Source organism: Georgenia sp. Marseille-Q6866 (genome assembly GCF_965111665.1).
Map to the genome: position 1 here is coordinate 25,089 of NZ_CBCOOR010000007.1, position 14,661 is coordinate 39,749.

Below are 14,661 nucleotides of genomic sequence, written 5' to 3' on the forward strand. Positions count from 1 at the left end.
TTACAGGCGCATCGACTCACCGATCGACGATCGTCAACCGGAGGCATTCGGCGAACCCAGACACTCGCCGGTGCGAGAACTCGGCACTACAGTCGCGATGGTGGCGAGAGTTCTCGTAACGGGGATGTCGGGCACCGGGAAGTCGACCGTGCTCGGAGAACTGGAGCGGCGCGGCCACGTCGTCGTCGACACCGACTACGGCGGATGGACGCTCCCGGATGGCACGTGGGATGAACCCCGGATCTCTCAGCTCTTGGCCGATCATCGTGATGTCGTCGTGTCCGGCACCGTGGATAACCAAGGCCGGTTCTATGACCGGTTCGATCATGTGGTCCTGCTCAGCGCACCGCTCCAGGTGCTGCTGCAGCGATTGAGGTCTCGGACGAACAACCCCTATGGCAAGTCGGAAGTGGAAGCGGGGGAGGTAGCGAACTACGTCGAGACAGTCGAGCCGTTGCTGCGGCGAGGTGCGACAGTCGAGCTGAATGGTGAGCGTTCAGTGGCGGAGCTTGCAGATGCGGTTCAGCGCCTCCTCTCGGCGCCCTGATGGCCAGCGGAGCGTTCATGTCCCGCACATCGATCCCGCAGCGGGATCCCGCAGTGACGGATCCCGCTGCGGCACCTCCGCGTACCGATCCTCACGATGAAGACACCCCATGACAAGGTGGTTGAGCCTGTGACTGCTGTCCAGCCGCAACTTTTGGGTTGACCCAGGGCGGGCTGCCGTTGTCCTCGACGAGGAGACGTTTACCCATTGAGTGCGTCCGTTCTGGGGTCAGGCGAACTATCGCAGGGCTTCGCCGAGGCGAGCGGCGGGCGTGAGGTCGGCGGCGAGACCGCCGCCGGTCGCAGCCCGGGCAAGAGCGCGACCCAGCGCAGGTGCCTGCTTGAACAGATTGTGACCGGCCACAAAAATGACAGAGCCTGCCTCCCACACGGCCACGCCGTCCTCGCTCCATGGGAGGTCGGTCACCCAGCAGTGAAGAAAGTCGCGCGGCTCTGGGTGGAGACCGGGCAGCGCCCGTGTCACGTATTCGCGCGCGCGTTCGTCCAGCGATCGAATCGCCGCAGGGTCGATGAACGTTCCGTCGTCGCGGACGCCGACGGTTTCGCTGAGTCCGACCGAATAACTGCTGTTGCCCGGTAGCGGCGTCGCGTACACGCCGACTTCGCCGAAGACGCCGCTGCTGTCCTGCAGGCACGCGACTCGTGCCGGGGCGGCGGCTTTCACGTCGAAGGTCAGCCGGACGTGTGCGGCAAGGCGAACCGGCAGCGACAGGCCGACGCTGCGGGCCAGGCGGGCAGTTTCGCGGCCGGCGCACACGACCACCTTGGAGTAGACAGCCCGGTCGGTGACGCTGCGCACCTCGACCGTCCCATCGGCGCGGGGATCGATGGAGATGACCTCTGCGGTGGTGACGGCATCTGCGAGGGCACCCGCGAGTGCCGTGATCGCGGTGCGGGTGCGGATCGCGCCGCCCGACTCGTCGAGCACCGCTGGCCCCGAGTACCCAGCGAGCAGCGGCATTCGCTGGGCGAGCTCGGCTGCATCGATCTCGTGCGCTTCCACGCCGCCGACCTGGTCGAGCACCCGCAGCCGCGCCAGGGCGCTGTCGCCGATCGCCACGACACCGTCTGATGAGACCAGCTCGACGTCGAAGTGTTCGGCCCACTCATCCCATACGCCGCGGCTTTCGCGCGCGAAAGCGACGAGTCGCGGGTCGTCGTGGGCATGCCGGAAGATCCGCGACTCGCCTGCGGACTGACCCGTTCCGGGCAGACCGGCCTCGTACAAGCGCACCGGCACGCCCTGCTCCCGCAGCGCGTACGCCGTCGACAGACCGACGATCCCGCCCCCGATCACTGCTACCTCGGGTGAACGCGTCGGGGCAACGTCGTCGTCAGTTCCTGTCATCGCGGTTCCTCGATCTGTTAGGGATGTGCGATAGGCCGCAAGAGAAGGGGCCGCTGCCACGACGTCAACGGGCTGTGTCAGCCCGAAGTCACCGCGCGCAGCGACCCCTCATGTCGGGGTCAGTACTCCCGGTCTGTGGTGTCAGGCGGGAAGTTTGGAGCCCAACACGTCGAGCTTCTCGATCGTCGGTTCGGAGAACAACGCACCGGTCTGCTCGCCGAGAGCTACCGCAACAGGGCCGGACAGGTGAGCGTCACGTCCGGCGTCATCGGGGAACACGTCGAAGATCCCGAAGGAGGAGGGCCCGAGGCGGATCGCGAACCACGCGGTGGTCGCCGGCTCTTCCTCAACAAGCGCACGGCCGCTGTCAAGGAACTCCTTCACGTCGTCCTCCTTGCCGGGCAACGCGTCAAACCTGACCAGCAATCCCTTGGTCACACTCATGACTTCTCCTCTTCCTTTGCCGTGGTGCCCGCGAGTTGGGACACGATCGCCTCGGAGAACGCCGGCAGGTCCTCCGGCGAGCGGCTGGTGATGAGATTCTTGTCGACCACGACCTCCTGGTCAACGACGTTCGCGCCGGCATTGCGCAGATCCGTGCGGATGCTCGGGAAGGACGTCAGGGTGCGACCGGTGGCCACGCCGGCCTCGATCAACGTCCACGGTCCGTGACAGATCGCCGCCACCGGCTTGCCGCTCTCGACGAAGTCCCGGACGAAGGCGACAGCGTCCTCGTCGACCCGGAGCTTATCGGGGTTCACCGTGCCGCCCGGAAGCACCAAGGCGTCGTAGTCGGCCACCGAGGCCTCAGCCACCAGCCCGTCGACGCCGAACGTCCCCGCCGGATCCAGGTCGTTCTCGCGGGCCTTGATCTCGCCGTCGTGGATCGAGAGGACCTCGGTCTGAGCGCCGGCCCTGTCCAGAGCCTCGCGGGGTTGCTCGAGTTCGACGCGCTCGACCCCGTCCGCGGCGAGGATCGCGACTCTCTTGCCCTGCAGATCCGCGGCCATATCAGCTCGCCTTCTTCTCGGTCGACATGCCGGGCTTGATGAGGACCTTGGTCCAACCCTTGGACCTGGAGTCGAAGTTCTTGTAGGCGTCGGCGGCTTGGTCCAGCGAGATTTCATGGGAGACGATCCAGGAAGGGGTCGCCTTGCCGGCCGCGATCAAGTCTCGCAGCTGGCGGTTGTACTTCTTGACCGGGGCTTGACCGTTGCCCATGGTCTGTCCCTTGAACCAGTGGGTGCCGAAGTCGATGGCTGCCTTGCCCTGCTTGGCCAATTCGCCCTTGGCCCCCGGGTCCTGGGGGACGAACACGCCAACGGTGCCGATTCCTCCGGTGAAGCGGACCGAGTTGATGAGCATGTTCAGCGTGGCGGCGGTGTCTTCGTTGCCCTGGGGATCGTGGGCCTGGTAGCCCACGCATTCGCAGCCACGGTCGGCTCCGAGCCCCATGGTCTCGTCCAGCACGGCCTGCACGGGGTCGGTCTTGGAGTCGTCGATGGCGATCGCTCCGATCTGCTCGGCCAGCGCGAGCCGGTCGGGGTGGCGATCGACCACCATGACCTTCGCGGCGCCCTTGATCGTCGCGGACAGGGCGGCCATCAGCCCGACCGGTCCGGCCCCGGCGATCACGACGCTGTCGCCCGGGATCACGCCGGCCATCTCGGTGGCGTGGTAGCCGGTGGGGAAGATGTCGGAGAGCATGACGTAGTCGTTCTCCTTCTCCTCGGCGTCCTCGCCCAGGCGCAGTGCGTTGTGGTCGCCGAAGGGCACCCGGAGCAGCTCGGCCTGGCCGCCGCCGTAGGGGCCCATGTCTGCAAATCCGTAGGCCGCTCCGGCGGCAGACGGGTCAGGCTGGGTGGTGAGGCAGTAGTTGGTCAGGCCGCGTTCGCAGTTCTTACAGAATCCGCACGAGATGTTGAACGGGAGCACAACCCGGTCTCCGACCCTGACCTTCTCCACGCCACTACCGACTTCGATGACCTCCCCCATGTTCTCGTGACCGAACGTCCGGCCTACTTCGAAGGAGGTCCGCCCCTCGTACATGTGGAGGTCCGAGCCGCAGATGTTCGTCGTCGTTACCCTGACCAGGACATCGGTGGGTCGCTCGATCTTCGCGTCCGGGACGTCCTTCGTGCTGACCTGACGGGGTCCCTCGTACACCACTGCTTTCATGTCTACTTCGATCCGATTGTGTTGCTCGATGTCTTTCTGGCAAGGCCTCTCCGACGCCGGCCCCATCGCTAGACAGCAAACGCCCCCAGGAACCACGCGTCAAGGGGCTCGCCTTGAGTTGATGTGTAGCGATCGAGCCGGGATAGTGCCCGGGTCCGCTGCTCGATCCCAAGGCATACGCTCTGTACACGCTTGCGGTGGTCGCGCCATTCGTCCTTGTGCTCGTTATCATCGTGACGTTGACAGCGGTTCTGATGATGAGCCGGTACCGCAACCACATCCGGTGCGGTCGAGGGCGCTGCGCGGCCGAGCTGGCCGTCCCGGGAGGGGATCCTCAACCGGGACACGAGTCTTCGCACTCACGGGCCAGCGTTGGCGCCGTCGCTTCGGGTTCGGCTTCCGACACGACCCTTGGTCGCGCTCCGTGCGCGTCAACTCATTTGAACGTCCAGTCCGGCGTGGCGGCCATTCGTCGTGCTCCGTCGAGCACCGTCCGATGCACTGGTCGATCTAGTGAACGGTGGAGGAGGCCTTCCGTCAGCAGGCGAAGAGTCTCGGCGGCTCCTTCGGTGAAGAAGGCGGCACCCAGTGGCGGGGGCACTGCGGTCACACCGCCCGGCTTCCGGCATCGACGAGGAAGATCTCCGGCTGGTGCTCGAGCATGGTCATGCACGTCCCGTCACTTGATGGGTCTGACTTGCGTGCCAGGGCATCGAGCAGGGGTGCGAGGTCGCGCCCCGCTGCGCACGGAGAGGCCAGCGCAATCTTCAGCGCCCCGTAGAGCATGGTTGCCGATCAGGTCCGGCAATAAGTTCCCGAATATGCCCAGTCTCGGGTGCGAACGTCCCACATTTTCGTGCTTCCGCACATTTTCTCGCTGGGAGACGCGCGGACGAACATTGTAAAATGAGCGCTGGCGTAGTCATGCGCGATCGCAAATTTCCGCGTGGGACCAGGCGGAATCCCCTGGAATATAGTGCTCTCAAGCGTCGTTGCCTGACCGCTCACGGTCCAGCCACGGGTCCAGTTGGCGCGACAACTGTTGGACCACCACATCTGGGAATAACCGACCACTCGGCCATCTCTTGCTTTGACAGGAACCCTCGCCCCAACACTCCAGTTGCCGGAGCAATTCACGGGGTTCCCGCCGATCCCGTTGCCATAGTCAGCCGCAGGCGCTGGACTAGCGAGCGATGTGATGGCAAACAGGCCGACGAACGCCGTTAGGACGGCTCGCGCAATTCGCATGCCCATGGGGTCAACACCTCCGCGTGCTCGATGGGTGATTCTTGCACGGAGACGGTGAGGCTGGCTAGGCCACTAGCTCCAGGATGACCTCTCGGGGTGTGGCTGGCCGGACGGGTCTGGTGGCGGTGCACGGGACCTACCCGGGCGTGGCTGCCACCTCTAACTCTCACCACTGAACGCGGACGGCTGCGGACCCCCACGCTTATCACAACGCACCATTGAGTTGGGTCTCGGAACGTCTACCGCATCACCCGAACGCGAGTCGTCTTGTCCGTAGGGCTCCCGGGCACATGGAAGGGGCGCTGGGCTCGTTCCGATGAAGGATCCGCGCGCGCGACGCCGATCTAGGCGCTGCGGCCGGCACGTGCCTCTCGAGGGATATCGGCGCGACTATGGTGCTGCGACAGTCCGGCCGCTCACCGCAATCGCACGACTCGATCAGGATTGCGGCGAGCCGCTAGCCATCTAGTCCCGAGGTCACCCATGATTTCGCTTCCGGTGTCACCGAAGTGCCATGATCGGCGGATCCTGCCAGTGAAGGTTGTCCATTCGTCCTGTAGGACCGGTCGGGCGAGCTGATCCTCGATCCAGGCGTGGACCGCTGACGCGACGGGTCCAGGCTGAGGCTCAGGAGCAAGATGCAACAGGTCGACCCCACTATCGAGCACCCATTCAAAGGTCTCCCAGCCGCCGAGGACCTCAACCTCGTCATCGGAGAAGACCACTCCCACCTGTAGATGAGGGTCGCCTGGAGCCGCGCGGAGCTCGGGGATTCGCACGGATAGCACTAGTGGCCAGCCTTCGGGTGTCGACGCCGTGGTGTCTTCTCGTCGTGCGCCCTGCAACCCGCTTGCGGCACAGATCCCGCGCAGGGCAATGAGCGTCGCCTCCTCCAGGCGGCCCGCCGCCTGACCCGGAAACCACGTATCCCTCATGCACACATCTCACCACGAGGCCTACGCCTCAAGCTTCGATGTCGCCGCAAATCGGAGGGAGATACGCGCCGATGGCGGATCCGTGACTGGCACGAACCGCTGGCAGTGGCGTGAGTGAAAGCCGCGTTGTCATCCGTCGGCGAACCTGCGCTGCCTTCGCGCATGTAACCCGCGGCTAGGTCCCGCCGAATAATGAGCACTGTGAGCGCGGCCAGGCCGAGTCGATGAGGTCGGCCGGGGCCGGCGAGGGAAAGTGGCGAGGGTCCCACAGTCCCTGTGGCACTGACCGGCTGCCGTGACGAGACTCACCGACACCCGCGCAGAAAGCGAGGGCATCGCTCCATATGTGTCAGCGTTTTGCCCTGCTCAATAGCGCGCCTACCGCCTCGTTTTCTGTAAGTTGGACGGCCTTCCGGGCCACCGCAACCAACGCGGCGGTCGCGCTCAACGCGCCCCGCAAGTCAAGAGCGATTTCGAGGGTCTCCATGCACGGCGTGCCGTCGCCGCTACGAAGGGGTTCCCCATCCCGCAACAAGTACTCGCCTCTGTCGTCTCTCACCCACGTCTTGGTGATGAATACAAGTTGTTGGCTCGGCCCCCCACCCCACATCGGGAGCAGCGGAGGTCGAGCGTCGATCGGATTCGGGATCCTTACGCCGTCGACCTTCGCCCTCTGCATATTGCCGTCACCTTCGACGTACTTGTCAAAGTGTGCCATGAGATCCCGGCTGTTCTTCAGTGCGTCGTTTCCAGACTGTCCATCGCCGAGATAGTCAGCGACGGCGGGGTGCGAGCTCCCCAACGCGCCGATAGCGCACGCAGTGGCAACATGCGCAGCCAAGACAGCCAGCATGCCGTCTGTCATGCCGTCGACCTCGGCGGCTTCCGCGCGCTCAACCTGCTCGACGGCGATGCTCAACCAAGAGGTGGCCGCCTCCGCCTGCTTGCGCGCTAGGCCGGCGTCCGTCTCCACCCGGCTGTGCGCCTCACTAATTGCGGTTGCCGCGCGTGCCTTAATGCCCACGATTACACGCCGATCCGTCCCAAGCGCCCGTGCGAGGGCTCTGACTGAGAGCCCACTGTCAAGGCCAGCTAGTACCAACTGATCGCGTCGCTGGACGGCACGAGTTAGCGCATTCTCCGCGGAGCGCACGTCGGCTTGAGCCGACTGAACGCTGCCCAGAAAATCTCGGCCCTCAACAGCTCCTTGGGGGTGGGCTAAAGCCGCGCTGTGATCCGCACCCACGGGGTGCTGCCACTCTTGGTCGCCTATGTGGCTTGTCACTCGCCGAGGATAGCGCCCGCAGTTGCAGCCTTGACGTCGTTGGCCAGGCGCGAGGGCGCGCCAGCTCCCGACGCGCCTGTAGCGCTTCAAGCAGTCGAGCAAGATCAAGCCTATGGGCTCATTCGCTTAGTGCGGAGTGCGGGGCCCATGGCTTGCGTCGAGGAGGGCTTGCTGTTCGGCGGGGAGGGTGAACGGGAGGGTCTGGGTAGCACCGTTGATCGCGATGGTCGGCGAGCGGGCGCTACTGGCGCACCACGTTGCGGAGCGTCAGGCCGGTGCGGCCCCTGGACCTCGCGGGAGACCGCGAGGGCGGTGAAGACGATGGTCAGGTGGGCCTCAATCGAGTCGCGTGGGCGGTGGAGCATGGGCGGGGCGCGCAGGTCGGTCTTGCTCATCCGGAAGGACTGATCCACCTGCCACAGTCGTGGTCGGAGCAGATCACCTACCCGGCGGGCATCAACGCGGCGGGAGTGTTGGTGACGTAGTCCTTGAGCCCGACCAACCGGCGGGCGCGAGCCAGTGACGCTTATCCAGGACGGGTTTGTCGGCGGTGGTCTCTGGGAACCGTGGCTTGCGGGCGAACTTCTCTCCAGCAATGGCCGCCTTGGCGCGGTTCTCCTGCGCGGTGAACCTGTTGTGACGTGGTCGACGCAGGGTGGGGCACCGTCATCCCTCCCCTGGGCCACGCCATCCAGCGCATAGAGCGGAATCACTCTCGAGATCCGAATCGGAGAGCCACCTGACTGACGGTCGGACAGGAAGGTGCGAGCGGCGTGCCGTCCACCGTGACCCGTGCGCAGATAGCAGTATTGCCAACGTGACTGACGAGCAAGTCCCCGAGAGTATCCAGACCGACGAAGCATGGGCAGCCGACCGTGCCGCGCAGTACGCGCGTCTGCAGAACCACGCAGGACGTATCGCGAGTAATCGGTGGGACTCGCTGCAGCGCGTGCACAAAGTGCTGAGTGCGAATGAAGCCGAGCTGCTCACGCTCATCGCCTCGTTCGAAACCAACCCGGAAGTTGCACTGGAGATTATTAGTCATGGTGACGGGCGTCAGGAAGCGCGGGAACTCTACTTCGACGAACTATTGAGGAGAATGCACAACTATCTTTCGGCGGTGAAGATGCTCGTAGATCACACGCGGAATCTTGTGAAGCAATACCCAGGCCAGCCCTTCGTCGAAGAGTTCAGGAGCAAGGTCACCTACTTGGCGAGCCGCGGCCGTGGCCCCTTCCTGCAGAAGTTGCGAGACTATCTCGTACACTACCGGATTCCGCCATTTGGCATGACGATGAAACTTGTTGGCCAGCCCGAGTTTACGGTCCACCTTGACCGTGAAGCGGCACTCGAGTTCCGTGACTGGCCTGCTATTGCGAAAGAATTCCTCAGGGAGCAACCAGCAGAGATCCCACTAGCACCCTTAGTTAGGGACTATTCGCAAGATCTCGAGGAACTGTACAGCTGGCTCTATAATCTGTTCCACGAGCTCCACGCGGCCGACGTGGCCGACTACAACGCGCTCCTCGTCGACTTCCAGGGCGCGAGGAATACGCCGGGGCACCCGGACTACAAGCCTCCGAGTCCACCTCCGAGAAAATGACCGCCGATTCGCTTGCCAATGCGCGGCCACCGATGCTGAGTGGGAGGAGCATGAGGAGCTCAGCATGGTGGTCCGCGAGCCGCTCATCCCGTCCGCTCCGACGACCTTCGAGTTCCACGACCCGGTCCTCACCGAAGCGGCACCTGGTCGGTACCGTGTCCGAGTCAGCGCGCTAGGACGCGGGTCCAACATGACTCGACCGTCCGCGAGCTGGCAGAGTGGTACCTCGTGGAGCTCTGGCCGGAGGACGCCTAACTCTTGGTGCCGATAGCGAGCCGCACCGCGAAACCACCTAGCGCCTCGGGTCCGAATGTTGGCGAGACGTCCAGGGGTGCCAGGTGCACCTGGTGGTACGAGACGTGCATCGCTCGCGGCTCGCACCTATCGCGTGGGGTTAGCGCTCCTCAGACGTCCCGCAGGAGGAACATCGAACGGTTATGCGCCTCGGCGTCCGCGGACAGGTCTGTCGTTGCCGTCTTCGAAGTAGAGAACCTCGACGTCCGGCCCCAGCTCGTCCTGCAGCGCGTAGGCCAGGTCGAGCCCTCGCCGCCGCCACTCGACACCGGCCTGCGGACTCGGCCACGTGAAGTTCTCAGGACCGTCTGGGGCGTCGTTGTGCTCGCCGTTCCAAGCGCGGAGTCGCTGGGCGAGGCTCGGCGACACACCGAGCGCCTCCGGGTCCACGAGACCGAGTCCGCCAGGAGAGCGGTCCCACAGCGGATACTCGACGCTCCACTCGGACATCACCAGCACCACGGTCGGCCGTTCAGCAGGCTCGGTCACCAGGCCATCGTCTGGTGTCTGGTCCCGTTCTACAAGGGGATCCTTCACCGGGACGGAGCGTCGTTAGCAGCAGCTGGTGGGACGGTTGCCTTGGTGTTCGACCCGAAGGATCTCGCCGAGGGCGTCGAGGGCGTCGGGGACGACGGCGTAGTAGGCCCACTTGCCGCGCTTGTCGCGAGTGAGTAGCCCGGCGTCGGTGAGGATTTTCAGATGGTGAGAGACGGTCGGCTGGGACAGATCGACCGGCTCGGTGAGGTCGCATACGCACGCCTCGCCCCCCTGGTGAGAGGCGATGAGGGAGAGCAGACGCAGGCGAGCAGGGTCGGCCAGCGCCTTGAACATCGTCGCGAGATCGCGGGCCTCAGCATCCGCGAGGGGTTCGCGGATGAGCGGGGCGCAGCAGGCTGCCTCAAGCTCGGGTGTGCCCTGGATCGCCGTCATGACACCATCATTCCCTACACATTGACGTCTGTCGATACGATCTGCCATGCTGCGCTGGTCTCATCGAGAACCATCAATGTGAGGGCGCGGGTCGTGCCCTCTGGGGAAGGACCAGCCATGTCCTCGACTACAACGACGTCGCTGCCTGTGATCGTGATCGGCGCCGGCCCGGTGGGCCTGGCGTCCGCCGCCCATCTGGTCGAGCGGGGCCTGGAGCCGCTGGTGCTGGAGGCCGGGGACTCGGTGGCCGCGGCGGTGCGGCAGTGGGCCCACGTTCGGCTGTTCTCGCCGTGGCAGTTTAACGTCGACGCCGCCGCGCGCGGCCTGCTGGAGGAGGAGGGCTGGCAGGAGCCGGCCCCCAAGCGCCTGCCCACCGGTGGTGAGCTGGTCAGTGACTACCTCGAGCCGCTGGCCCGAACGGCCGCCCTGCAGGGGCGGATCGTGACAGGGGCACGGGTGGTGGCGGTGAGCCGCGATGGCCTGGACAAGACCCACGGCCGCGGCCGCGCCGAGCGCCCGTTCCTTGTGCGCGCCACGGTCGACGGCGAGGTGGTGGACTACCGGGCCCGGGCCGTGATCGACGCCTCGGGCACCTGGTCCCAGACCAACCCGCTGGGCACGGCCGGACTGCCAGCACCGGGCGAGACCGACGCCGCCTCCTTCCTCCTCGGTCCACTGCCCGACGTGCTCGGGCGGGACCGGGAGAGGGCGGCCGGCAAGCACGTCGTGGTCGTGGGCGCCGGGCACTCGGCGGCGAACACGCTGCTGTCCCTGGCCCAGCTGCGTCGCGCCGAGCCGGCCACCCGGGTGACCTGGCTGGTGCGGGGCTCCTCGGTCGAGCGCGCCTACGGCGGCGGTGACGCCGATGGGCTGCCGACCCGCGGCATGCTCGGCTCCCAGCTGCGGCGGGCGGTGGAGGCCGGTGAGGTCGAGCTCATGGCGTCGGCCACGATCACCGCGATGCGGCCGGTCGGGGACCGGCTGGACCTGACGCTCGCCACGCGCGAGGGTGAGCGCCGACTGGCGGTGGACGCCGTCGCGGGCGCGACGGGTTTCCGCCCGGACCTGGCGATGCTGCGTGAGCTGCGGCTGGACCTGGACCCGGGAGTCGAGGCACCGAGCCGGCTCGCCCCGCTCATCGACCCGGAGTTCCACTCCTGCGGGACGGTTCCCGCGCACGGCGCGGACGTGCTGGCCCACCCGGAGCCCGACTTCTACATCGCCGGCATGAAGTCCTACGGCCGCGCCCCCACGTTCCTCCTGGCCACCGGGTATGAGCAGGTCCGCTCGATCGTCGCCCAGCTCGCCGGCGACACGGCCGCCGCGACGACGCTCGAGCTCGAGCTGCCCGAGACCGGGGTGTGCTCCACCGCGACCCCGGTCCTCGAGGCCGACGGCAGCCTGAGCATCGCCCCGGAGACGGCCGGCGGCTGCTGCGGGACGACGGCCGAGCCCGCGCTCATCGGCTTCCCCACCGGCTTCGCCCACGGCCGCACCGCCCTCTGACCCACCACACCCCCAGGTTGAGCCCTGCCCTCCCCTGAGGGCAGGGCTCGACCGCGCGACGGAAGGACACCAGACGGTGACACCCGCACTCGACTCTCGACATGAGGCACCCGGCGCCCAGCCGGCCGGGACCTCCCGCTTTGCGGTCGGGGGTGCGCCGTGCTGCTAGCCGTGGGGATCTTCCTCGCCACCCTGGTCCTGGTGATCTGGCAGCCCAAGGGCCTCGGTATCGGGTGGAGCGCGCTGGGCGGCGCGGCGGTCGCGCTCATCGCCGGGGTGGTCCAGCTCGGTGACATCCCGGTGGTGTGGGACATCGTGTGGAACGCGACGCTGACCTTCGTCGCGGTCATCATCATCTGCTCGATCCTGGACGAGGCCGGCTTCTTCGAGTGGGCCGCCCTGCACGTGGCACGCTGGGCGCGCGGCAACGGCAGCGCCCTGTTCAACCTCATCGTCGTCCTCGGGGCGGCGGTGGCGGCGCTGTTCGCCAACGACGGCGCGGCCCTGGTGATGACCCCGATCGTCTTCCAGATGATCCTGGCGCTGCGGTTCTCCCCGGCGGTGGCCTTCGGGCTGGTCATCGCCACCGGCTTCATCGCCGACACCACCAGCCTGCCGTTCGTGGTGTCCAACCTCGTCAACATCGTCATCGCCGACTTCTTCGGCATCGGCTTCGCCCGCTACGCCCTGGTCATGGTGCCCGTGGCGCTGGTCTCGTTGGGCGCGAGCCTGGTGGTGCTGCGGCTGTTCTTCCGCAAGTCCATCCCCGGCCGCTACGACGTGACGGCGCTGCGTCGCCCGCCCGAGGCGGTGACCGACCCGACGACGTTCCGCGCGGGCGTCGTCGTCCTGGGCGCGCTGCTGGTCGGCTACTTCGCCGCCGACGCCATCGGGATCCCCGTGGCCGCCGTGGCCGCCCTGTGTGCCGTCGTCCTGGCGCTCATCGCCGCCCGCCGCCCGCGCCCGCTCTTCCGGCGCGCCCCGATCCGTCCCGCCGCCACCGACGACGACCTGGTGACGGTCCCGGTGCGCGGTGGTGGTGGCCGGCCCTCGCCCGGCACCACCTCTGCTCCTGGCGGCAGGACCACCCCCGCACCGGCGGGGACCATCACCACCTCGGAGCCGACGATCGCGGTGTGGTCGGTGGTCAGGTCCGCGCCGTGGCAGATCGTGATGTTCAGCCTGGGCATGTACCTGGTGGTCTACGGCCTGCGCAACGAGGGCCTGACCGACTACCTCGGCCAGGTCCTCGCGGGCATCGCCGAGCACGGGGGCCTGGCCACCGCGGCCGGCACCGGCTTCCTGGTGGCGGGGATGTCCTCGGTGATGAACAACATGCCCACCACCCTCATCGCCGCCCTGGGCATCGAGGCCGCCGCAACCAGCGGGCTCACCGAGCAGATGATGGCCTACGCCGCCGTCATCGGCGCCGACCTCGGCCCCAAGATCACCCCCATAGGGTCACTCGCCACCCTCCTGTGGCTCTCGGTCCTGGACCGCAAGGGCATGCACATCGGCTGGGGCACCTACTTCAAGGTCGGCATCGTCCTCACCATCCCCGTCCTCGCGGTCACGCTGCTCGCCCTGGCCGGCTGGCTCACCCTCCTCGGCCCCTGAGCCGCACTGGGGCTAGACAATCGCGAATCAGTCAGTCATCATTGAGTCAATGAACGCTGACTGGAGTGACGTGGAGGGGCGGGCGCGGCTGCACGCCGCGCTGGCCGACCCCGCCCGGCTGCGGATCGTCGATGTGCTGAGCCTGGGGGACGCCTCCCCCTCCGAGCTCGCCGAGATCCTCACCGCGCCCTCGAATCTGGTGGCCCACCACCTGGGAGTCCTGCAGCGCGAGGGCATCATCAGCCGCAAGAAGTCCGAGGCTGACCGGCGCCGCAACTACGTCCAGCTCGTCCCCGGGGCGCTGGACCACATCATCCCGCGCGACCAGCGCGCGGTGGCCCGCGTGGTGTTCGTGTGCACCCGCAACTCCGCCCGCTCCCACCTGGCCGCGGCGCTGTGGCGCCGCGCAAGTGCGGTGCCGGTCACCTCGGCCGGCACCCACCCCGCCGAGACGATCCACCCGGTCGCCCTCGAGGTGGCCCGGCGCCACCGCCTGGCCCTGCCCCGGGTGGCACCTCAGCACGTGAGCGACGTGCTGGGCGCGGGTGACCTGGTCATCAGTGTCTGCGACAGCGCCCACGAGGAGCTCACCACCCCGATCGACATCCACTGGTCGGTGCCCGACCCGGTGGCCGCCGGCAACGCCGCGGCCTTTGACGAGGCGCTGGCCGACCTCACCCGCCGGGTCACCACCCTGGCCCCCGCCTGACCCCCACCCACTGAAGGAGACCCTCCATGTCTGACCGTCCCAGCGTCATGTTCGTCTGCGTCCACAACGCCGGCCGTTCCCAGATGGCCGCCGGCTTCATGACCGCCCTGTCCGATGGCCAGGTCGAGGTCCGCTCCGCTGGCTCCTCCCCGGCCGACCAGATCAACCCCGTCGCTGTCGAGGCGATGAAGGAAGTCGGCATCGACATCACCGCCAACAAGCCCAAGATCCTCACCCCCGACGCCGTGGAAGCCTCCGACGTCGTCATCACCATGGGCTGCGGGGACGTCTGTCCCTACTTCCCCGGTGTGCGCTACGAGGACTGGGAGCTGACCGACCCCGCCGGCCAAGGCATCGAAACCGTCCGCCAGGTCCGCGACGACATCCGCGGCCGGATCGAGGGCCTGCTGGCCGAGCTCCTCCCCGCGAAGGCCTGAAGCC

The 14,661-nt window shown here is 67.0% G+C and carries 13 protein-coding genes and 1 pseudogene; 6 read left to right on the top strand and 8 right to left on the bottom strand.

All coding sequences use genetic code 11. From position 1 onward, the window contains the following. Nucleotides 1-100 precede the first annotated feature (100 nt). Nucleotides 101-547, top strand: a complete 447-nt coding sequence (locus ACWPXV_RS07785) for an AAA family ATPase (RefSeq protein ID WP_454083636.1) — start codon at nt 101-103, stop codon at nt 545-547. A gap of 237 nt (nt 548-784) precedes the next feature. Here ACWPXV_RS07785 and ACWPXV_RS07790 read toward each other — a convergent pair whose 3' ends face one another. The 6 genes and pseudogenes from ACWPXV_RS07790 to ACWPXV_RS07815 all read right to left on the bottom strand — a co-directional run. Then, on the bottom strand, nt 785-1,915 hold the full coding sequence (locus ACWPXV_RS07790) for an NAD(P)/FAD-dependent oxidoreductase (protein WP_454084710.1): 1,131 nt from the start codon (nt 1,913-1,915) through the stop codon (nt 785-787). A 141-nt stretch (nt 1,916-2,056) separates the two neighbouring features. Continuing rightward, the gene (locus tag ACWPXV_RS07795; RefSeq protein WP_094450912.1) at nt 2,057-2,359 is read right to left on the bottom strand and encodes a putative quinol monooxygenase; all 303 of its coding nucleotides are present in this window, start codon (nt 2,357-2,359) and stop codon (nt 2,057-2,059) included. Next, nucleotides 2,356-2,925 carry a type 1 glutamine amidotransferase domain-containing protein gene (locus ACWPXV_RS07800; RefSeq protein ID WP_191830359.1) on the bottom strand — a complete coding sequence of 190 codons (570 nt, stop codon included), beginning with the start codon at nt 2,923-2,925 and terminating at the stop codon, nt 2,356-2,358. The genes ACWPXV_RS07795 and ACWPXV_RS07800 overlap by 4 nt, the downstream gene beginning before the upstream one ends. A gap of 1 nt (nt 2,926) precedes the next feature. Then, a complete protein-coding gene (locus ACWPXV_RS07805; protein WP_191830360.1) occupies nt 2,927-4,093 on the bottom strand; it encodes a glutathione-independent formaldehyde dehydrogenase in 1,167 nt (388 codons plus the stop codon). A gap of 2,532 nt (nt 4,094-6,625) precedes the next feature. Beyond that, a complete protein-coding gene (locus ACWPXV_RS07810) occupies nt 6,626-7,249 on the bottom strand; it encodes a hypothetical protein (protein ID WP_454084711.1) in 624 nt (207 codons plus the stop codon). A gap of 438 nt (nt 7,250-7,687) precedes the next feature. Further along, nucleotides 7,688-8,188: pseudogene (locus tag ACWPXV_RS07815) on the bottom strand (IS1634 family transposase); the annotation flags it as partial. A gap of 190 nt (nt 8,189-8,378) precedes the next feature. Here ACWPXV_RS07815 and ACWPXV_RS07820 point away from each other — a divergent pair. Then, on the top strand, nt 8,379-9,164 hold the full coding sequence (locus ACWPXV_RS07820; protein ID WP_454084712.1) for a hypothetical protein: 786 nt from the start codon (nt 8,379-8,381) through the stop codon (nt 9,162-9,164). Between the two features lie 435 nt (nt 9,165-9,599). Here the strand turns inward: ACWPXV_RS07820 and ACWPXV_RS07825 are convergent, their stop codons facing one another. Both ACWPXV_RS07825 and ACWPXV_RS07830 read right to left on the bottom strand, forming a co-directional pair. Continuing rightward, entirely contained in the window at nt 9,600-9,947 is a 348-nt protein-coding gene (locus tag ACWPXV_RS07825) for a hypothetical protein (protein WP_454084713.1), read from the bottom strand. A 63-nt stretch (nt 9,948-10,010) separates the two neighbouring features. After that, complete coding sequence (locus ACWPXV_RS07830) at nt 10,011-10,388, bottom strand: ArsR/SmtB family transcription factor (RefSeq protein ID WP_251303696.1); 378 nt, start codon at nt 10,386-10,388, stop codon at nt 10,011-10,013. A gap of 117 nt (nt 10,389-10,505) precedes the next feature. Between ACWPXV_RS07830 and ACWPXV_RS07835 the strand changes: the two genes are divergently transcribed. From ACWPXV_RS07835 to ACWPXV_RS07850, 4 genes are all read left to right on the top strand, one after another. Then, nucleotides 10,506-11,894: an NAD(P)-binding domain-containing protein gene (locus ACWPXV_RS07835; protein WP_454084714.1), complete on the top strand. Its 1,389-nt coding sequence runs from the start codon at nt 10,506-10,508 to the stop codon at nt 11,892-11,894. A 159-nt stretch (nt 11,895-12,053) separates the two neighbouring features. Further along, entirely contained in the window at nt 12,054-13,511 is a 1,458-nt protein-coding gene (locus tag ACWPXV_RS07840) for an arsenic transporter (protein ID WP_454084715.1), read from the top strand. Between the two features lie 49 nt (nt 13,512-13,560). After that, on the top strand, nt 13,561-14,220 hold the full coding sequence (locus ACWPXV_RS07845) for an arsenate reductase/protein-tyrosine-phosphatase family protein (protein WP_454084716.1): 660 nt from the start codon (nt 13,561-13,563) through the stop codon (nt 14,218-14,220). Between the two features lie 26 nt (nt 14,221-14,246). After that, the gene (locus tag ACWPXV_RS07850) at nt 14,247-14,657 is read left to right on the top strand and encodes an arsenate reductase ArsC (RefSeq protein ID WP_454084717.1); all 411 of its coding nucleotides are present in this window, start codon (nt 14,247-14,249) and stop codon (nt 14,655-14,657) included. Nucleotides 14,658-14,661 lie beyond the last annotated feature (4 nt).